The following is an 18,293-nucleotide window of genomic DNA, read 5'->3' as shown; positions in this document are numbered from 1 at the left end:
CGCCCCCGGCCGGCCGCTCGCCTCCGGTGGAGACGGGCCGGCCCGGACGAGACGCGAGAGCGCTGGTGCGGCCGGTCAGGCGCCTGCCCGGCCGGCCTCGGCGCCGGCCACCGGACCGGGTGGGAGCAGGGCGGGGACGCCTAGCGCCGCGTGCCGGTGCAGCACCCGCGCCCGCGGCAACCGCGCCGTCAGTTCCGCCGAGCCGCCCACGACGACGGGGTGCCCCACCTCCGCCAGCATCGGCAGATCGGAGAGGTGATCCCCGTACGCGTAACACCGCGCAGGGTCCACGTCCGGACAGCGCCGCAGCGCGTCACGCACCGCCGCGCGCTTCGCCTCTCCGATGCAGGGATCGCCCACGAGTCGGCCGGTCAGCACTCCGTCACGGGTCGCGGGGACCGAGCACAGCAGGCGCGTCGCACCGACTTCGGCGGCGATGGGCGCGAGGACCGCGGGAAACGATCCGGACACCAGGATGACCGTGTCCCCCGCGCCGCGGTGCAGTTCCAGCGCCCGGCGTGTGGCAGCCAGGTAGAAGCCGGGAGCCCCCGACCGCTCGGCGTACCAGGCCTCGGCCAGTTCCGCGACCCGGGCAGCGGGCTCGCCCGCCCAGGTGCGGTAGTACAGGCGGTTCATGGCTTCCCGGGGAGCGCCGGCGGACGTCCGGCGGGTCAGGTCCCCTCGGACGTCCGCCGCGAGGCGGGCACCTCGCGTTCCGCGGGTGCTGCGGAAGTAGTACGCGAGGAAGTCGAGCATCGACTTCCCTGCGATGAGCGTCTCGTCGACGTCGCTGAACACCAGGCGGGACGGCCCGCTCATCGCGACCCGCACGGCATCGGCGCCGACCACTCGCCCTCGCCCCAGGCGGCGTACGCGCCGGCCGAGGCGTCCAGCCGCAGGGCGCCGTGCGCCGCCACCGTGTGCGTGTCCCGCCAGGCCCGCTGGACCTCGCTGGTGTCGTCCCGGGCGTGGGCACCGCCCGTCCTGAACAGCCGTTCGACGGCCTCCACCAGCAACTCGGCCGCCACCGCGGCGTCGCGCCGGTTGACCGCCTCGACGCGTGGAGCGGTGGGCTCGGCGTCGGCGCCGGCTCCGGCCCGGTCCAGCAGCAGGGCGACGGCGTCGATCTCGGCGGCGGAGCGCGCCAGCACCCGCTGGACGGCCGTGTCGCCCAGGGCTGCCGGGCGCCCGGCGGGCGGGGTCGCCGCCCAGCGCGTCCAGGACCGCAGAGCGAGCCGGGCCGCGCCGAGCGCCGGGGCGCAGAACATCGGGCCGCCGGCCAGCTGCGCGGACGCCTGGCGTGCCGGTGAGGCGCCGGGCTCGACCACGACGGAGAGCACGTCGCCCAGCGGGCAGGCGCGCCGGTCGGGGACGAACACCCCGCGTACGTCGACGGAGTTGCTGCCGGTGCCGCGCAGCCCGGTGCTGCGCCAGGTGTCGCGCACGATCACCTCGGAGCGCGGTACCGCCAGGACGCATGCCGCGGGCTGCGCCGGACCGGCGAGAGTGACACCGGCCGCGACCGGGGTGCCGTCGGCCGGGGCCGCGAGCAGGACCCAGTGCGAGAAGTCCACGCCGCTGACACAGTCCCACCGGCCGTCCAGCAGCCAGCCGCCGGGTACCGCGCGAGCCGTTCCGGCGGGCGGGGCAAGGGCCGCGGCGATCAGTGTGTCGGGGCCCCTCCCCCATAACTCCCGCTGTCCTTCTTCGGGCAGCCTGGCGGCGTACCGCCCGTGCGCGGCCCAGAGCATGCCGCACCATGCGGCCGAGGGGCACTGCCCGGCGATGAGTGCCGTGGCGGTGATCAGGTCGGCGAAGCCGCCTTCCCGGCCGCCCCATCGGCGGGGCACGAAGTGACGTGCGAAACCGGCCTCTTTGAGCGCGGTCACGACCGCGGGAGCCAGCCGCCGGTCCCGGTCCGCCGCCGAGGCGCCACACCCTGCCGCCCGGGCGGCCCGCAGTACGGCGTCCTCGGCGAGCGTGCCGCCTGTTCGCTCCGGAAGGGAAAGGCCGGATCGCTGCTTTTCTTGCGGCTCAGCATGATCGAGCATCGTTTAGCTCCTTGTCGAGCCGGACAGGGATGTGGAAACATACTTTCTTAACGGTTTCTTACTCGGAGGTGCGGATGCCGCGAGAGCAGGAACGCCCCCTGCGCACGTGCGCATCGGCGCCCGTCCCGCCACGGGAGGCACGCACGGCCGGGAAGTCCGGCCCACCGATCGACGCCGCTTCGAGTTCGGGCGTCAGCCGACCGTCGCGGTCCGCGCAACTCGCAGGGTGCGGCGGGGTCTCGGTTCGCCCGTACCCCGCAGACCGCGGCCGCGGTCGAGGGGAGCCCGCCGGTCCGTGCTCACCGCTACACCGCCGCGCCGGAGCCGACGGTGCCACGGGAGAAGGTGACCTCCGCGGGCACGGCGGGCAGGACTCGGGGCAGCCACTCCATGGTGACCGTGGCGACGGTGTCCTCCCTCTGTACCGCCGTGATGCGCAGCCCGGTGACGTCCGACGCGGTGGCCGGCGGCTGCAACTGGGCGCACAGCCGTACCGGTTCGTCGAGGTCGGCGAAGGCCGGGCAGTCCATCCGGACAGCGCGCAGTACCGCTCCCGCGGGAGCGTCGTGGCGGCGGTGGACCAGGCGGTGGCTCAGCTGACGGGCGCCTTCCAGGGTGACCATCAGCGGTATGTGGTCTCCGGGGTGGTCGAAGAGCACGGCGTGGTGAAGATCGACCAGCAGCCGCCACTCCCCCGTCTCGGTGCGGCCCAACACGCTGTCCTTGGCCCGCAGGCGGCCGACGTCGGCCGCCGGCAGGCGAGTTGCGGCGGAGTGCCCGACGCGGGCGGCCTCGTCACGGCCCGGGCTCTTCGTCCCCTGCCAGCGGAGCCGCTGGTACAGCCTCTCGTCGACGGCGTAGACGCTCAGCCCGGCCCGGGCGCACTCGCGCCCGGCCACGGACACCACCGCGTCCACCCGCATACCGAAGCGCCGGGGCGGCCTGTTCGCCACCCACGACCACTGGACGTCCAGGGTGAGGTGCAACGGCGTGTCGCCGACCAGAAGCGCCTCGTGGTCCGTGATCTCGAAGTACGTGTCGCTGCCGACGAAGCGGTGCCCCAGCGGGATCCCGCAGTACTCGTGCGCCAGGTAGACCAAGGCCTGGCGCACCGTCTCGGTCAGCAGCAGCGGATCGGACATGCCCTGGGCGTCGGGATAGTACAGTGCGTGATCCCGAGGCCACTGGGCTCCCACGAGGAACCGGCCCTCGCTCACCTGCAGGGCGTCCGTGATGAAGACCTCCGCAACCGCGGCCCTGTGGACCAGCTGTCGGGAGACTGGTTGAAGAAACTGCAGAGAGGCATCCACTACTGCCGTGCCCGGTGCGCCTGGGACCCTGGTCGACAGTTCGTGCAACTGGTCCATGGTCTCTCCCCCATTGGGTTCGGGAATACCGTGGTGGTGCGCCGTGAAAATATACCTTCGCAGAGGTATCTTGCAAGGGAACCATCTCGTGCGGGGCATGCGCGCCAGGCACCGTCGAAGCGTACGGAAGAGGAATCATGAGCAACCTGAAGAGCGACCCCCGGACAGCCGCCGGAGCCAAGGCCTCACCCCCGCGGGAACTCAAGCAGGAACGGGCCGGCCGCACCCGGAGGCAGCTCCTCAACGCCGCCGCGGCAGCCTTCGCCGAGAAGGGGTTCCCCGCCGTCACGCTCCAGGACATCGCCGACCGCGCCGAGGTGACCAAGGGAGCCGTCTACTTTCATTTCACGAACAAGGAGGCGGTGGCCGTCGCGGTCACCGAGGAGTTCTACACGCAACTGCCCGCCATTGCCGAATCGGTCACGGCCAGGCAGCTCCCGCCGCTCGACGCGGTCGCCGAGCTCCTCCTGCAGACCGCGGTCGCCCTGCGGGACAACCCGGTGATGCAGGCCGGTGCCCGGCTGCAGATCGAGCGGAACCTGGTCGACGCCGACATGCCGACGCCGTTCAGCGAGTTCACCCAGCTCCTCACCGAGCTACTGGCACAGGCCCAGGACGAGGGCACTTTGCGGACCACCACCGACATCGCCTCCATGGCCCGGGTCATCGTCGCCGCGTTCTTCGGCAGCCAGCACATCTCCTGGGTCCAGCGCAATCGTGAGGATCTCACGGATCGCGTACAGGAGATCATCGACGTCGTCCTCCCCCACCACGCGTGATGTCCGCGCCCTCCCGGCCACCCACCGCCGCACAAGGAGAGCCCTTCCCATGTCTGCGCTCACCCTCCCGGTCGTTCCCCTCGGCACCAGCGGTCCGTCAGTAGGCGCCCAGGGCCTCGGCTGCATGGGATTCAGCGAGTTCTACGGACCCAGCGCACAAACCCAGGCGCAGGAAACCCTGCAGGCCGCCCTCGACGCGGGCGTCACCATGTTCGACACCGCCGACCTGTACGGGCACGGCGAGAACGAGGTGCTCCTCGGCCCCTTCGTGCGCGCGCACCGCGAACGGGTCTTCCTCGCCACGAAGTTCGGCATCGTGCGGCAGCCGGGCCGGCGGACCTGGAACCAGGTCCGCGGCGACCGCACCTACGTCCGCCAGTGCGTCGACGCCAGCCTGAAACGCCTCGGCATCGACACCATCGACCTGTACTACGCACACCGCCGCGACCCCTCGATCCCCCTGGAGGAGACCGTCGGCGCGATGGCGGAGCTCGTCCAGGAGGGCAAGGTCCGCCACTTGGGGCTCTGCGAGGTGACCGGCCCCGAACTTCGCGCGGCTCACGCCGTCCACCCGATCACCGCGCTGCAGTCCGAGTGGTCGCTCTTCAGCCGCGACGTCGAGACCTCGGCGGTCCCCGCGGCCGCGGAACTCGGCTTGGCGTTCGTCGCGTACTCGCCCCTCGGCCGCGGCCTGCTCACCGGCGCGCTCCCCGACAGCAGCGAACTGAGCCCGGGCGACACCCGGTTGACGATGCCCCGGTTCACCGGCGAGCACGCTCGCACCAACCACGCGCTCCTCGGCACCGTCCGCGCGATCGCCGCGGATCACGCCGCGACCCCCGCACAGATCGCGCTGGCCTGGCTGCACCAACAGTCCCGCGTCCACGGCCTCACCGTCCTCCCCATACCCGGCTCCCGCAGGTCCGCCCGGCTGCGGGAGAACGCCGCGGCGGCGGCGCTCACCCTGTCCGCGGCCGACCTCTCCGCGCTCGAACCGCTGGCGGCACAGGTGGCCGGCACCCGCTACGCGGACATGAGCACCACCGCGACCGCCCGCGAGTGACCTCCCACCGGGAGCCGGCGCTCAGCACGCCACCGCCTGGGGCCGCGGGCCGCGCATCAGCGTCACGCACTCCCGCCGGCCGGCGGCAGCGACCCGAGGACTGCTGCGAGACCGCCCGGATCGTGACGGGCGATGTTGTGGCCGACGGGGATCTCGTGCACACGCCAGCCCGAGTTGCGGCGCAGCCGTTCGCTCACAGCCACGAACGGGCTGCCTGGCCACGCGCCACCGCTGATGAACGTGCGGCCGACCGCGCGTCCGGGGCCGCTGCGCAGCCTGAGCGACTGAAGGAGGCTCGCCAGCGGGTGCGGCCGCGCGCGCGGGTCGGCCCCGCAGGGGACCGCCACCCAGCGGCCGTCGTCGCGGGCACCGGCCATGAACAGGTGCCGGAACCGGTCACTGGTCAGGGACCAGCACGAATCACCGTCCTCCGGGACGTAGGCGTCGATGAAGACGAGCTGATCGAGGCGGTCACCGAGCCGGTCCGCGACACCGGCGATCACCATCCCGCCGTAGCTGTGCCCGCACAGCGCGAGGGGCCCTTCACCGCCGCAGTCGAGGATCTCGGCCACCTGGTCGATGTGGGTGTCGAGATTCGGCGGCCGGTCCACGTCGACCGGGCCGTCCGGCTCCAGCCCTGCCAGGGTCACCGCCTCGACCTGGTGACCGTCGCGATGCAGCTCGGCCGCAACCGCGTCGAACGCCCACCCGCCCTGCCAACCACCTGGCACCATCACGAACTTCACCGCGTCATCGTAAGCGAAGCACAACCCCACGCGTACGTTCCGTAACGGCCACGTCACTCTATGTCACGGCCGTTCCGCGGAAAGAGGAGGAACGGCAGCAACACCGCCGAGAGCGCTCGTTGCCCCGCGGCGAGAGCGTGCCCGTGCGGCCGTCAGAGGCCGGCCCGGGCGATGATGCGGCCCATCCCCGCCCGCGGCAGCACGGGGTTGGCCGCAGCATGGTCGGCGACCTCGGGCTCCGGGTCGGCCAGCAGCTGTTCCAGGAGGTCCGCGCTGACGTTGGCATGCCTGGCCACCCCCGCGCGCAGGATCGACTCTTCGCAGTCCCCCAACCGGCGCAGCTCCGCGAGGGGCAACTCGGGGTCCTCCAGGGCGAGGAGGCGCACCCTCGGGTCCGGCTCGTCCACCAGGCCGCGCAGTTCCCGGCGCGGGAAGTTGGGGTGCTCCACCAGCAGGGGCCGGAAGGCGGACGGATCACCGTGGGCCCGGACCAGTCGCAGCAGCGTATCTGACGGAACATCAGGTCTGAGGGCGGCGGCGTAGCGGACGGACACGTCGGGGTCTTCGTCCAGTCGCTGCCATGCCTCGTCGGGAAGGTCCGTGCTCTCTGCCAGCGTTCGCCGGAACACCGCGTGCGGGCAGTCCAGGTAGGTCAGCCGCTCGGCGAGCGGCGCATCCCGCAGCCAGACGGGCCGGTAGGACGACCAGTGGAGGGCGACCTCGGCATCGATACTGCCTGTCGCGTCCTCGGCCTTCACCAACGAGAGCAGGCGGTCCCGGGTCTCGGGAGGGACGTGGCGGCTGTAGGCCACCGCGACGCGCACGGAGGGATCCTCGCTGTCCCGCAAGCGGGCCACCATGTCGGCGGTCAGGCACGGGTTCCCGGCCACAGCGCGCAGCACCGACTTGTCCCCGGTCGCCAGCAGCCGTTCGAACTGCGCGGGCGTCAGTGGGAGACGGCGCGCGAGGGTGGACCGGACGGCCGGATCGGCGAGACAGCGCTCGCGGAGTTCCGGCGGGACGCCCGGGTGCTCGGCCCGCGTCGCCGCCGCCCGCACCCCGGGATCCGCATCGGTGAGCAGCGCGGACTGAACGGCGGCGGGCCGATCGTGCCAGTCCTGCGCGATCGCCGCGCGCACCCTGGGGTCGGGGCTGGCCGCGAGTTCCGCCGGCGGCCGGTCGTACGCCTCGACCAGGGCCTCGACGCCCAACCCCGACCCGCACTCCACCATGGTGCGAACGAGGTCCGCACGCGCATCGCGGATCGCGGGGTCGGGATGTCCGGCGATCCGGCTGCGCATCACCGGGGAGACCCGGCGCCCGTGCAATTGCGCAGCGGCATCGCCGCCGCCGTGGGTCAGCAGGGCCTCGACGACCGCGTCGGGCAGCTGCCCCTTGCGCATCAACAGCCCGTGACGGCCCGCATCGTGCGCGGCCAGGCGCACCAGGACACCCGTCGGGGCAGCCGGGTTCCGCCCGAGCCCGGACAGCTGCGGCCGCTTGAGATGCACCATGCGCCCACGCTAGCCGAGTTGCACCAGCGGCCCTCGCCCGCATGGCCCGGCTGCCCTGCGCCGTCGGCGTCCGACAATCCCGCGCGGTCTGCGGATGCTCTCGGTTCCCGCCGACAGCTGCCGGCATCTCGGACGGCACCATCCGGTCAGGCGCATTCCGAGACGCTCCCACCTCGAGCTCGCGCTCTGGAGCCATCGCCTGACGTCCGCCTTCACCCTGCATCCCGCCGGTCGAGACAAGCCGAACCGGCAAGATCCGAAGAGACGACACAGTCGATCCGGGCCCGTCCGGGATATTGACGTGTCAGCGACAACGGTGGCTTGATGAACAGCACGTAGCCATGGGAGCGCTCCCACATATACGTGCCGCACCCCCGCTCCCGCCCCACTTCGGGAAGGACACCCTCGTGCGCAACAGACGCCACCCCCTCCTCGCCACTCTCCTGGCCGCCCTGCTCGTCCTGGTCGCCGGTTACGGCCTGGCCGGCGCCCCGTCCGCCGCGGCCGCGACCCCGGTACGGATCATGCCGCTCGGCGACTCCATCACCGGCTCCCCCGGCTGCTGGCGCTCCCTCCTCTGGAACCAGCTGCAGAACGCCGGTTACACCGACATCGACTTCGTCGGCACCCTGAACGCCCAGAGCTGCGCCCTCACACACGACGCCGACAACGAAGGCCACGGGGGCTTCCAGGCGACCGCCACCGCCGACCAGAACCTGCTGCCCGGCTGGCTGGCGGCGACCCTGCCGGACATCGTTGTCATGCACTTCGGCACCAACGACGTCTGGAGCAGCATCGCGCCGGACACCATCCTCACCGCGTACACCAAGCTGGTCGGCCAGATGCGGGCCGGCAACCCGGCGATGAAGGTGCTGGTCGCCCAGCTCATCCCGATCGATCCGAGCAGCTGCGCCGAGTGTGCCGCCCGTACGGTGGCCTTCAACCAGCGCATTCCGGACTGGGCCCATGGCATCACCACCGCGCAGTCGCCGGTGACCGTCGTCGACCAGTGGACGGGCTTCGACACGGCCACCGACACCTACGACGGCGTCCACCCCAACGCCTCCGGCGACGCCAAGATGGCGGCCCGCTGGTACCCGGCGCTGTCGGCCCTGCTCACCCCCGGTGACCCGGGGGACCCCGGGGACCCCGGCAGCGGTGGCTGCTCGGCGGCCTTCCGGGCGGTGTCGGTGTGGCAGGGCGGCTACCAGGGTGAGGTGACGGTCACCAACACCTCGTCCACGGCGGCGATCTCCTCCTGGGCGGTGTCCCTCGTACTCCCGACGGGCAGCCGGCTCACCCAGGTCTGGAACGGCGCGCTGACCGGGACGACGGTGCGCAACGCCGGGTGGAACGGCACGGTGACGGCGGGGGCGAGCACCACCTTCGGCTTCCTCGCGAGCACGTCGGCTGCGGCGGGCGCGCCTTCGGTGACGGCCACGTGTTCGGCGTCTTGAGACCTTCCGGTGGGCGGCGGACGGCGTGTGAGCACGTCACAGCAGAGGTCACCCGGGGCCGGGTAGCTCGGCACGATGCCCGCCGTTTCGGTCCCAGCACCGCGCCTTCCTGCTTGAGCAGGTGTACGCAGAGGAGTTGACGAATCGGGGCGCCGGAGAGCGTGTACCGGCGCCCCGAGCCCGTCAGGACGAGCTCAGCCGGACCCCGTCGACGACCCAGTACCAGTTGTTGCCGCCGGTGTAGCGGAAACGGACGCGGGCGGTGCGCGCGCCGACGGGGACCTGGAGGGTCACGGCTTCGGTGCGTGAGGGGACGTCGGCCGTGTAGGTCCGGACGGTGACGGGGGTGCCGTCGTCGTAGGAGACGAGGACCTCGCCCTTCTGCGGCGACTCCTGGCGGTAGTAGGTGGTGTAGGTCAGGGTGGCGGTGGTGCCGCCGGTGACCGGGTAGGCGGGACTGAGCAGGGTGGAGTCGAAGGTGCCGGAGAAGGTCCTGTCCTGCCATTCGTCGCCGTCCGCGACAGCGAAGACGTTGCGCGCGCGGAGGTTGGACTCACGCCCCTGGTCGCGCTGGGCCTGGGTCCAGAACTCGTCGGTGGTGAAGGCCCAGCCGCGCCACTCGGTGACCCCGCCGGTGCCCATCGCGGTGTTGTCGACGGACCAGCCGGCGGGCGGGAAGTGGGTGTAGCCGAGGACGGAGGCCGGGATGCCGGTCTCGTCGGTGCGGGCGGTGAGCTTGGCGCGCAAGGCGTCGAAGTCGTCGGACCGAGGCTGCTGGACGGGCCGGCCGTCCAGATTCCACGCCGGGGAGATCGCGATGCCGAGGTGGGCGAGGGCGGAGGCGGCGACGTCCGGCATCTTCACGTCGTACCGGACGGAGCCGGGGGCGAGGCCGGCGCCGGTGGCGATCAGGAAGGTCTGGCGTTCGGGAAGGGTGGAGCCGCCGTGGCCGCCGGTGTCGGTGTGGCCGTGGTCGGTGGTGATCATGATCAGCCAGTCCTCGGTGGCATAGCCGGCACGGGACGTGACGGCGCCCAGGATCTGGCCGATCTGGGTGTCTGCGGTGTGGATGGCGTCGGTGTACTGGGTGCTGGCGGCACCGTAGGTGTGGCCGGCGTGGTCGATGTTGTCGAGGTGGACGAAGACGGCGTCGGGGTCAGCGCCGGTCAGCTGTGCGATCACGCGGGTGGTGGTGCCGGTGTCGTACTCGGCGCCGGGGGTGGAGACGCGGGTGTCCACCTTGGACGAGAAGACGGTGTCGGTGATCGGCGCCCAGGAAGCGACGGCGTACGTCGACACAGACGGCTGCGCGGTCTCGATCCGGGTGAGGAAGTCCGGGTACTGCGCGAACCGCTGCCCTGCGAAGGTGTTGTCCTTGACGTTGTGCTTGTCGGGCCAGACGCCGGTGATGATGGTCGACCAGCCGGGGCCGGACAGGGTGGGCGCGAGGGGGTTCGCATAGATGCTGCTGGGGGCGGTGAGGCCGGCTGCCATCAGGGCGTCGAGGTGAGGGGCGTCGGCGTCCTTGATGCGGGTGAGCAGGGCGCCGTCGAGGCCGATGACGAGGACCTTGGGCGTTCTGGCGGCTGCGCGGGCGACGGCCGTCAGCGGGCCGGTGGTGGCCGCGAGCGCGGCGGCGGACAGGAGCAGCGAGCGGCGGGACATGTGGTGTGACATGTGAACCTCCGAAGGGAACGGGAGTGAGGGATCCGCGGGCATGGCCGCGCCCCCGGTGGTGGTGCCAGGGGCGCGGCGACGGAGCGGGGCGGGTCAGCTGCCGGTGGCCGACTTCCAGCCGTCGATGTAGGCGGTGAGGTTCTTGTCGATGTCGTCCCAGTCCGGCTCGAAGACCTCCACGCCGTCCATCACCTCGGTGAGGGCGATGGCGTTGGCATCGGTGGCCTTGACGTCCTGGCGGGCCGCGAAGCCGCCGCCTATCTCACTGGCCTGCTGCTGCGCCTTGCGGCTCAGCATGTGGTCGAGGAGCTTCTTGGCGCTGTCGCCGTGCGGTGCCTTGGTGACCAGGCCGGCCGCGTACGGCAGGGCGAAGGTGGTGGGCCTGCCGCCCTCCTTCGCCGGAAACCAGATGCCGAGGTTGGGCATGGTTTCGGACTGGGCGTAGTTCATCTGGACGTCGCCGTTGGCGACGAGCAGTTCGCCCTTGTCGACCTTGGGCGCGAGCTTGCCGGTGGAGGCGGACGGGCCGACGTTGTTGGCCTGGAGCTTCTTCAGGTACTCCAGGGCAGGCTTCTCGCCGCCGAAGTCGTGCATGGCTTTGATGAGGACGGCGGTGCCGTCGCCGGCGACGCCCGGGGTCGAGTACTGGAGCTTGTTCTCGTATTTCCCGGCGAGCAGGTCCTCCCAGGTGGCCGGGGCCTGCTTCAGGTCCTTCTTGTTGTAGACGAAGCCGAAGTAGTTGTTGACGACGGCGGTCCAGGTGCCGTCCGCGGCCTTGTCGGCGCCGTCCACCTGGTCGGCGCCTTCGGGAACGTACTTCTGCAGCAGGCCCTTGCCGTCGGCCTGCTGGATGAAGGGCGGGAGGGTGACGAGCACGTCGGCCTGCGGGTTGGCCTTCTCGCGGACGGCGCGCTGCACCATCTCGCCGGAGCCGCCCTCGACATACTCGACCTTGATGCCGGTCTCCTTCTCGAAGTCCTTGAAGACCTGGTCGTACCAGCCGTCGCCGTGCTCGCCCTTGAGGCCGTCGGCGCTGTAGACGGTGACGACTTTCTCGTCGGAGGCGGCCGAGGTGCCGCCGCAGGCGGAGAGCAGCGGGGCGGCGGCAAGGGTCAGGGCGATCGCGAGCGTGAGGGAGTTTCTGGGCATGGCGAGGTGAACTCCTTGCGGTGGGTGAATGGTTGATCGCGTGGACGAGCGGTGACTAGCGGTACGAGGCTCTGGTGCGGACGCGCGAGACGGCGAGCAGGACCAGCAGGGTGGCCGTCATCAGAACCACGGCGACGGCGGAGCCGGTGAACAGGGCGCCGCGGTCGGTGGCGGCGTAGATGAGGACCGGAAGCGGAGTCCAGTCGGGCGGGTAGAGCATCATCGTCGCGCTCAACTCGCCCATGGACAGGGCGAAGCAGAGGCCGGCGGCGGCGGTCAGGGACGGCAGCAGCAGGGGCAGCCGGACCCGCCACAGGACGTGGGCGGGGGACGCGCCCAGGGATGCGGCGGCCTGCTCGTAGGCGGGGTCGAGGCGGGTGATCGCGGCGGACACCGACTGGTGGGCGAAGGCCGTGACCAGGACGGAGTGGGCGATGATCACAATCCAGCGGGTGCCGTTGAGGAGCATCGGCGGCCGGGAGAAGGCCACCAGGACCGCGAGGCCGACGACGACCGACGGCACGGCGACCGGCAGAACGAACAGCGCGTCGAGCACCGCCCGGTGCCGCTTCCTCAATGCCGCCGCGGCGAGGGCGGCCCAGGTGCCGGCGGCCAGGGCGAGCAGGCTGGCGCTGACAGCGGTGACCAGGCTGGTGGTGAGTGCCTGGAGGGCTTCACCACGGGTGGCGGCCTGGTAGTTGGCGGTGGTGAAGCCGGAGGGCAGGACGCTGGACCAGTGGGTGGCGAAGGAGGCACCGAGGACGACGAGGAGCGGGAGGGCGAACAAGGGGAGGAAGAGGAGGAAGAAGACCGACCACACGGCCCACTTCGCCCCGCGGCTATGCACCAACACGGCGGCTCACCATCCGGTAGAGGCCGTAGAGGCCCACGGAGATCAGGACGTTGACGACGGCGACCACGCAGGCGCCCGGGTAGTCGGACTCCAGGATCGCCTTGCCGTACACGAGCATCGGCAGGGTCGTGACCCCTTTCGCGCCGGTGAACAGCACGATCCCGAACTCGTTCAGGCACAGCACCAGGACCAGGTTGCCGCCGGCCGCGAGCGCGGGCAGCGCTTCGGGCAGGATCACCTCCCGGACGATGCGTGGCGCGCGGGCGCCCAGGGAACTGGCCGCCTCCAGCTGGCCGGTGTCCAACTGCGAGAAGGCGGCGAGCAACGGGCGCATCACGAACGGCGTGAAGTACGTGATCTCCGCGAGCAGCACGCCCCAGGGCGTGTTGAGGAACGCGAACGGCCCCTCGGCGGCCCCGCTGACGCCCGTCCACACTCCGTTGGCCATGCCGACCGTGCCGTAGACGAACAGCAGGGCGAGCGTGATCAGGAAGGACGGGAAGGACAGGAAGACGTCGATGAACCGTGACACCGCCCTCGCCCCCGGGAACGGCACAAAGGCGATGATCAACGCCAGCACGAACCCGAGAACCAGGCAGCCTGCCGTGGAGGCCCCCGCCAGCCAGACCGTGGTCCACAGCGCCTCCCGGAACACCTGCGACGCCAGGACGTCGGCGTACGGCTGGAGCGAGGTGCCGCCGGTGTCGGGCCGGAAGGACTGCCGGACGACGAGGGCGAGGGGGTAGAGGAAGACGAGGGCGAGGAGGGCGACGGGAGGCAGGGCCCAGAGGAGACGCGCCCCGGAGGGGAGCGGGGAACTGCGCGCCCGGCCACGAACTGCCTGCGGTTTCCGGACGACGTCAGTCACGGTCGACCCCCGCGGGCAGCAGCACCGCGTCCTCGGCCGCGAAGTGCAGGGCGACCTTGTCCCCGTGGCCGGGCGGGTCCCGCAGCTCACGCAGGTCGGCCATCACGCGGTGCCCGTCCACGTCGACGTGGAGGCGATGCGTGGCGCCTCGCCACTGGATCTCCCCCACCGTGCCGGTGAGCCGGTTGGGGCCGTCGCCGAGGCCGACGAGGTGCGGGCGGACGCACAGGGTGGCCGAGGCGCCGGGCGCCGCGCCCGCCGTGTCGACCTCGATCTCCACGCCGCCGAAGGCGACGCCTGCGGCGCCCACGGTGACGGGCAGGAGGTTGGCGTTGCCGACGAAGGACGCCGTGAACTCGTTGGCCGGTGCCCGGTACAGCTCGCGCGGGGTGCCGCAGGCCTGGAGGCGGGCCCTGTCCATCAGGGCGATCCGGTCGGCCAGGGTCAGCGCCTCCACTTGGTCGTGGGTGACGTAGAGCATTGACACGTCGGGCAGTTCGCGGTGCAGGCGGGCCAGTTCGGCGAGCATCCCGGAGCGGAGCCGGGCGTCGAGCGCGGACAGCGGTTCGTCGAGGAGGAGGACGTCCGGGCGGACGGCGAGGGCGCGGGCGATGGCGACGCGCTGCTGCTGGCCGCCGGACAGCTCGCGGGGGTAGCGGCGGGCGTAGGCGCCCATTCCGGTCATCTCCAGGGCCTCCGCGACCCGTTCGCGTGTCTCGGCGCGAGCGGCCTTGCGGGCCCGGAGCCCGAAGGCGACGTTTTCCTCGACCCGCATGTGCGGGAACAGCGCGTACTGCTGCACGACCATGCCGATGCCGCGCCGGTGCGGGGGCAGGTCGGTGACGTCGCGGTCTCCGAGGAACACCCGTCCCGAGGCAGGCCGTACGAACCCGGCGACCGCCCGCAGCGCGGTGGTCTTGCCGGATCCGGACGGCCCGAGCAGCGCCATGACCTCGCCGCGTTCGACGGTGAGGTCCAGAGCGTCGAGCACCACGTTGCCGTCGTAGGCGACCGTGACCGCGTCGAAGCGGATTCCGCCGACACTCATCAGGTCCCCCGCAGGAGGGCGGGCAGGTCGGCGACGGAATCCAGGACGTGGGACGCGCCCGCCTCGCGGAAGGCGTCGCCGCCGTGGGCTCCGGTCAGCACCCCGGCGACCAGGCCCGCACCGGCCCGCAAGCCGCTGCGCACGTCGTACGAGGTGTCGCCGACGACCGCGACCTGGTGCACGCCGTCGGCGGCCTTGGTGCGCAGGAACGCCTCCAGCACCATGTCGGGGTACGGCCGTCCGCGCCCGCCCACGTCGGCGGGACACAGCGTGAGCGGTACGAGGTCCCGCCAGCCGAGCGCGTCCAGGAGGGCGTCCTGGGTGACGCGGGCGAAGCCGGTGGTCAGGGCGACGCTCCGGCCATCGGCGAGGAGTTCCTCGATCGTCTCGCGGGCGCCGGGAAGGGGGGTGATCAGGCCGCCGTCGACGAGTTCGCCGTACGCCTTCTCGAAGGCGACGTTGGCCTGCTGGGCGCGGTCCTCGTCGCCGAACAGGTGCCGGAAGACGGAGATCTTCGACTCACCCATGGTGGCGCGGACGTAGGCGAGTTGCCCGGCGTGCTCCTCGGTGCCGGGCTCGACGCCGAGCTCGCGGGCGGCGGTGGCGAAGGCGCGCTCGACGAGGCCGCCGTCGGCGACGGTGGTGCCCGCCATGTCGAGGACGACGAGGCGGATGTCGGTCAGGGTCGTCGTGGTCAGGGTCGTCGTGGTCATCAGGATGTCACCAGCCCAGTTCGTTCGCGGTGGTCTCGGCTATCGCGGGCGAGCAGGTCATGCCGCGCCCGCCGGGCCCGGTGACCAGCCAGACGCCGTCGCGCACCTGCTGCCGGTGCACGACCCGGCTCTTGTCGACGCACTGCGCGTACACCCCGGCCCAGCGGCGGCGGATCCGCGGCAGCGGGCGGCCGAGGAGGGACTCCACGACGCCGGTGAGGTGCTCGTAGGGGTCTTCCAGGGTGTCGAAGGCGAAGGGGTGCTCGTATTCGTGGGTGTCGCCGATGGTCAAACCGCCGTCGGCGCGCTGGACCATCAGCAGCTGCATGGCGTGCTCCGCGGCCGTCTCGGCCTGCGGTTGCCGGGCGTTGAGCTCGTCCAGGGCGGGCGAGGCGTACGCGGGGTAGTAGCGGAAGCTGTCGGCGTCGGCGACCGAGGTGGTCAGTGGCTCGCCGAGGGGGTCGGTCTGCATCATCTGCAGGCGGACCCGGCGTACGGGCAGGTCCGGGCCCGTCAGTTCACGGACCAGGCCGCTGAGCCAGGCACCGGTGCACAGGACGACGACGTCGCCGGTGTGAAGGTCGCCGTGGTCGTCCCGGACGGCGTTCTCGCCGACGACGTCGCGGACCTCGCGGCCGGGCAGGAAGGTGTAGCGCTCCGACTTCAGCAGCTCGGCGCGCAGGGCGAGTTGGGCGGTGCGCGGTTCGACGGCTGCGTCGCGCTCGCAGTACAGGGCCGCGTCGAACTCGCCGCGCAGCGCGGGGTTGAGTGCCCGGGCCTCACCAGGGGTGAGGAGCTTGTAGCCCCGGGCAGCGGCGTCCGGGCGCCCCACGGCGGCCTCGGCGACGGCGAGTTCGAGGTGGCCGCGGACCGGGGTCAGGGAACCGTTGGGGCGGAAGCCCAACTCCGGCAGACGGCCGCCGATCTCCTCCCACCACTCCCGGGCCCGCAGCGCGGCGTCCAGTTCCTCGCCGCCTGCGCGACCACTGACCCAGATCTGGCCGAAATTGCGCAGTGAGGCACCGCGCGCCTCTGTCTCTCGCTCGATCTGTACGACCTCGTGGCCGCGTTCGACTGCGTGCCAGGCGTGCATGGTGCCCACTACGCCGGCTCCAACGACTATCACTCTCACGACCGCAACGCTCCTCGGCATCGGGGAACCGGAGGAATCCGGATGACAACGAGAGCGTGAACCGGCTGTCACAATTGGGCTAGACCCGTTATCCTTTCGTTACTTGTCGAGGTGTGGAGAGGCGATGGCTCTCAGCCTCGCAAATGGGCCGTGAAGGAGAACCGGTCGCCTCGGAACAGGGTGCGCACACGCTCCAGCGGGCGGCCCTCCGCGTCTCGCGAGACACGGTGGATGAGCAGCATGGGCAGGGCGGGCGGGGTGCCGATCAGCAGTGCCTCGCGCGGGGTGGCGAGGACGGTCTCGATGCGTTCGTCGGCGTCGCCGAAGGCGATGCCCTGCTCGGAGAGGTGAGCGTAGAAGGACGAGTCCGGGTCGAAGGCGGTGTCCAGGTCGGGGACGCGGGCCACGGCGACATAGGTGCTCTCCAGGCCGACCCGCTCCTCGTCCGCGAGCAGCACGCGCTCCAGATGCCAGACCGGCTCCCCGCGGTTGAGGCCGGTCTCGGCGGCGAGCGGCCCGGGGCACGGGAAGCGGTCCAGGGTGACGAGCGAACGGCCGGGGGTACGGCCCTGACGGCGCACCCCCTCGGTGTAGCTGGCCAGGGACAGCGGCTGCTCCAACTTGGGCCCCGCGACGACGGTGCCGCGGCCTTGCCGGCGCAGCTTGCCCTCCAGCACCAGTTCACGCACCGCCTGCCGGACCGTCTCGCGGGCGACCTCGTACCGCTCGGCGAGGTCCCGCTCGGTGGGGATGGCGCTGCCCTCCCCCAACTCGCCGACGAGTTCGTCGATCCGCGCCTTGACGGCGTAGTACTTCGGCACGCGGCCGTGCTCCGGGATCCCGGAGCGGACGGGGGCGCCCGGGGCCTGGTCGTTCGGGTAGTCCACGCAAGGATGGTCGCAGACGCGGCCCGCCGGCTCCGCGGGACCTCCGTCTCATACGGTGCGATGCCGTGGCACCGCCCAGCTCAGCCGCGGGCGGTGAGCCGTCGGTCAGTGACCGTAGGGCAGGACGTTTCCGCGCGGCCGATTGAACCAGTGCCTCGCGCTCTCCTGGTTCAGCAGGACGGCGATGGCGATCGCGCCGATGAGAGGCAAGCCTCCGCCTCCCGTTCCGTTGGCGAGTCCACCGAGCGAGAACACGATCTGCACGCCCGCCAACACGACCGACGTGGTCCGTACACCGCCGCCCGCCCTGTGGTACGTGAACGCCATGAAGAACAGCGCCCACCCCATCAGGTTCGTGGCGAAGAGCCGGCCCGCGGCCTCGGCGCTGGAACCGAAGCCCCACACCAGCACGATCAGCATGGTCACGCCCGCCATGGCCCAGATGACCACCTGGGCGGCCCGCACACTGCCCGGCATGGCCATCGGCGGCATGGGCGCGTAGGCGTACGGGGCGCCGTACGGACCAGGAGCTCCGGCTCCTCCCACCATGCCGTGAGCGGCCGGACCGCCGTACACCCCCGGGGTGCCGTGGGTGGGCTGCTGCGCAGGGTAGGCCTGGGGCGGAGTTCCAGGCGGCGGTCCGAACTGACCGCCCTGGGGCCCGAGGCCACCGCCTTGTTGCCCAGCGGGCTGACCATAGGGATTCTGCGGGGCCGGATACTCATTCGACATGCCCATGATCATATCCGGCCAAAGAGAAGACGGATGCTTCGAGACCATCGCTCCGACCGACTGCTGCGAGCGCCGCAGAACGTCCCGGGTGGACGACCGAGTCCTTGCGGGCGTCCACCGAAGCGAACACGGACCGGCTCACGGTCTTGCAGCTGCCCACCTGTCCGTCCGACCTGAACCCGCAAGAAGAAAGCCGCTGGTCAGATACGGTGACGAGATGAACCCCGCCCGTCACTGGTTGCGGACACGCCCTTGAT

Annotated in this window: 17 protein-coding genes; 3 read left to right on the top strand and 14 right to left on the bottom strand. The window is 71.7% G+C overall.

Annotated features, from left to right (window positions below; genetic code table 11):
• Positions 1–75: 75 nt before the first annotated feature.
• The 3 genes from OG736_RS42275 to OG736_RS42265 form a co-directional block, all read right to left on the bottom strand.
• On the bottom strand, positions 76–819 hold the full coding sequence (locus tag OG736_RS42275) for an HAD family hydrolase (protein ID WP_327187203.1): 744 nt from the start codon (positions 817–819) through the stop codon (positions 76–78).
• Complete coding sequence (locus OG736_RS42270; RefSeq protein ID WP_327187202.1) at positions 816–2,051, bottom strand: acyl-CoA dehydrogenase family protein; 1,236 nt, start codon at positions 2,049–2,051, stop codon at positions 816–818. Before OG736_RS42270 ends, OG736_RS42275 begins: the two co-directional genes overlap by 4 nt.
• A 305-nt stretch (positions 2,052–2,356) precedes the next feature.
• Entirely contained in the window at positions 2,357–3,418 is a 1,062-nt protein-coding gene (locus OG736_RS42265; protein ID WP_327187201.1) for a ScbA/BarX family gamma-butyrolactone biosynthesis protein, read from the bottom strand.
• A gap of 137 nt (positions 3,419–3,555) precedes the next feature.
• Here OG736_RS42265 and OG736_RS42260 point away from each other — a divergent pair, with 137 nt between their 5' ends.
• Positions 3,556–4,197 (top strand): ScbR family autoregulator-binding transcription factor, encoded by a 642-nt coding sequence (locus OG736_RS42260; protein ID WP_327187200.1) that lies wholly within the window; start codon positions 3,556–3,558, stop codon positions 4,195–4,197.
• A gap of 49 nt (positions 4,198–4,246) precedes the next feature.
• Complete coding sequence (locus tag OG736_RS42255) at positions 4,247–5,260, top strand: aldo/keto reductase (protein WP_327187199.1); 1,014 nt, start codon at positions 4,247–4,249, stop codon at positions 5,258–5,260.
• Positions 5,261–5,322: 62 nt separating this feature from the next.
• On the opposite strand, the gene OG736_RS42250 is transcribed toward OG736_RS42255, so the two are convergent.
• Both OG736_RS42250 and OG736_RS42245 read right to left on the bottom strand, forming a co-directional pair.
• Positions 5,323–6,006: an alpha/beta fold hydrolase gene (locus OG736_RS42250; protein ID WP_327187198.1), complete on the bottom strand. Its 684-nt coding sequence runs from the start codon at positions 6,004–6,006 to the stop codon at positions 5,323–5,325.
• A gap of 152 nt (positions 6,007–6,158) precedes the next feature.
• Entirely contained in the window at positions 6,159–7,520 is a 1,362-nt protein-coding gene (locus OG736_RS42245) for a hypothetical protein (protein WP_327187197.1), read from the bottom strand.
• Between the two features lie 407 nt (positions 7,521–7,927).
• On the opposite strand from OG736_RS42245, the gene OG736_RS42240 reads away from it, so the two are divergent.
• Complete coding sequence (locus tag OG736_RS42240; protein WP_327187196.1) at positions 7,928–8,977, top strand: cellulose binding domain-containing protein; 1,050 nt, start codon at positions 7,928–7,930, stop codon at positions 8,975–8,977.
• Positions 8,978–9,160: 183 nt separating this feature from the next.
• On the opposite strand, the gene OG736_RS42235 is transcribed toward OG736_RS42240, so the two are convergent.
• The 9 genes from OG736_RS42235 to OG736_RS42195 form a co-directional block, all read right to left on the bottom strand.
• Positions 9,161–10,654 carry an alkaline phosphatase family protein gene (locus tag OG736_RS42235; protein WP_327187195.1) on the bottom strand — a complete coding sequence of 498 codons (1,494 nt, stop codon included), beginning with the start codon at positions 10,652–10,654 and terminating at the stop codon, positions 9,161–9,163.
• Positions 10,655–10,747: 93 nt separating this feature from the next.
• Positions 10,748–11,803, bottom strand: coding sequence for a 2-aminoethylphosphonate ABC transporter substrate-binding protein (locus tag OG736_RS42230; RefSeq protein ID WP_327187194.1), 1,056 nt, complete (start codon positions 11,801–11,803; stop codon positions 10,748–10,750).
• Between the two features lie 55 nt (positions 11,804–11,858).
• On the bottom strand, positions 11,859–12,656 hold the full coding sequence (locus OG736_RS42225) for an ABC transporter permease (RefSeq protein WP_327187193.1): 798 nt from the start codon (positions 12,654–12,656) through the stop codon (positions 11,859–11,861).
• Positions 12,643–13,437: a 2-aminoethylphosphonate ABC transporter permease subunit gene (locus OG736_RS42220; RefSeq protein WP_327187863.1), complete on the bottom strand. Its 795-nt coding sequence runs from the start codon at positions 13,435–13,437 to the stop codon at positions 12,643–12,645. Before OG736_RS42220 ends, OG736_RS42225 begins: the two co-directional genes overlap by 14 nt.
• 79 nt (positions 13,438–13,516) lie before the next feature.
• On the bottom strand, positions 13,517–14,572 hold the full coding sequence (locus tag OG736_RS42215; protein ID WP_327187192.1) for an ABC transporter ATP-binding protein: 1,056 nt from the start codon (positions 14,570–14,572) through the stop codon (positions 13,517–13,519).
• The gene (locus OG736_RS42210) at positions 14,572–15,285 is read right to left on the bottom strand and encodes a phosphonatase-like hydrolase (protein ID WP_327187191.1); all 714 of its coding nucleotides are present in this window, start codon (positions 15,283–15,285) and stop codon (positions 14,572–14,574) included. The genes OG736_RS42215 and OG736_RS42210 overlap by 1 nt, the downstream gene beginning before the upstream one ends.
• A gap of 7 nt (positions 15,286–15,292) precedes the next feature.
• On the bottom strand, positions 15,293–16,417 hold the full coding sequence (locus OG736_RS42205; RefSeq protein WP_327187190.1) for a TIGR03364 family FAD-dependent oxidoreductase: 1,125 nt from the start codon (positions 16,415–16,417) through the stop codon (positions 15,293–15,295).
• Between the two features lie 131 nt (positions 16,418–16,548).
• A complete protein-coding gene (locus OG736_RS42200; RefSeq protein WP_327187189.1) occupies positions 16,549–17,304 on the bottom strand; it encodes a GntR family transcriptional regulator in 756 nt (251 codons plus the stop codon).
• A gap of 105 nt (positions 17,305–17,409) precedes the next feature.
• Positions 17,410–17,853, bottom strand: coding sequence for a hypothetical protein (locus OG736_RS42195; protein WP_327187188.1), 444 nt, complete (start codon positions 17,851–17,853; stop codon positions 17,410–17,412).
• Between the last annotated feature and the right edge of the window lie 440 nt (positions 17,854–18,293).

Source organism: Streptomyces sp. NBC_01334 (genome assembly GCF_035983595.1).
Classification (GTDB): Bacteria; Actinomycetota; Actinomycetes; order Streptomycetales; family Streptomycetaceae; genus Streptomyces; species Streptomyces coriariae.
This window is presented reverse-complemented; position numbering and strand designations above follow the sequence as displayed.

Bases quoted from the DNA above. Each gene is read 5' to 3' on its own strand.
- OG736_RS42270 (WP_327187202.1), bottom strand. From the start codon at position 2,051: ATGCTCGATCATGCTGAGCCGCAAGAAAAGCAGCGATCCGGCCTTTCC.
- OG736_RS42210 (WP_327187191.1), bottom strand. From the start codon at position 15,285: ATGACCACGACGACCCTGACCACGACGACCCTGACCGACATCCGCCTC.
- OG736_RS42265 (WP_327187201.1), bottom strand. From the start codon at position 3,418: ATGGACCAGTTGCACGAACTGTCGACCAGGGTCCCAGGCGCACCGGGC.
- OG736_RS42215 (WP_327187192.1), bottom strand. From the start codon at position 14,572: ATGAGTGTCGGCGGAATCCGCTTCGACGCGGTCACGGTCGCCTACGAC.
- OG736_RS42195 (WP_327187188.1), bottom strand. From the start codon at position 17,853: ATGGTGGGAGGAGCCGGAGCTCCTGGTCCGTACGGCGCCCCGTACGCC.
- OG736_RS42230 (WP_327187194.1), bottom strand. From the start codon at position 11,803: ATGCCCAGAAACTCCCTCACGCTCGCGATCGCCCTGACCCTTGCCGCC.
- OG736_RS42245 (WP_327187197.1), bottom strand. From the start codon at position 7,520: ATGGTGCATCTCAAGCGGCCGCAGCTGTCCGGGCTCGGGCGGAACCCG.
- OG736_RS42260 (WP_327187200.1), top strand. From the start codon at position 3,556: ATGAGCAACCTGAAGAGCGACCCCCGGACAGCCGCCGGAGCCAAGGCC.
- OG736_RS42255 (WP_327187199.1), top strand. From the start codon at position 4,247: ATGTCTGCGCTCACCCTCCCGGTCGTTCCCCTCGGCACCAGCGGTCCG.
- OG736_RS42275 (WP_327187203.1), bottom strand. From the start codon at position 819: ATGAGCGGGCCGTCCCGCCTGGTGTTCAGCGACGTCGACGAGACGCTC.
- OG736_RS42235 (WP_327187195.1), bottom strand. From the start codon at position 10,654: ATGTCACACCACATGTCCCGCCGCTCGCTGCTCCTGTCCGCCGCCGCG.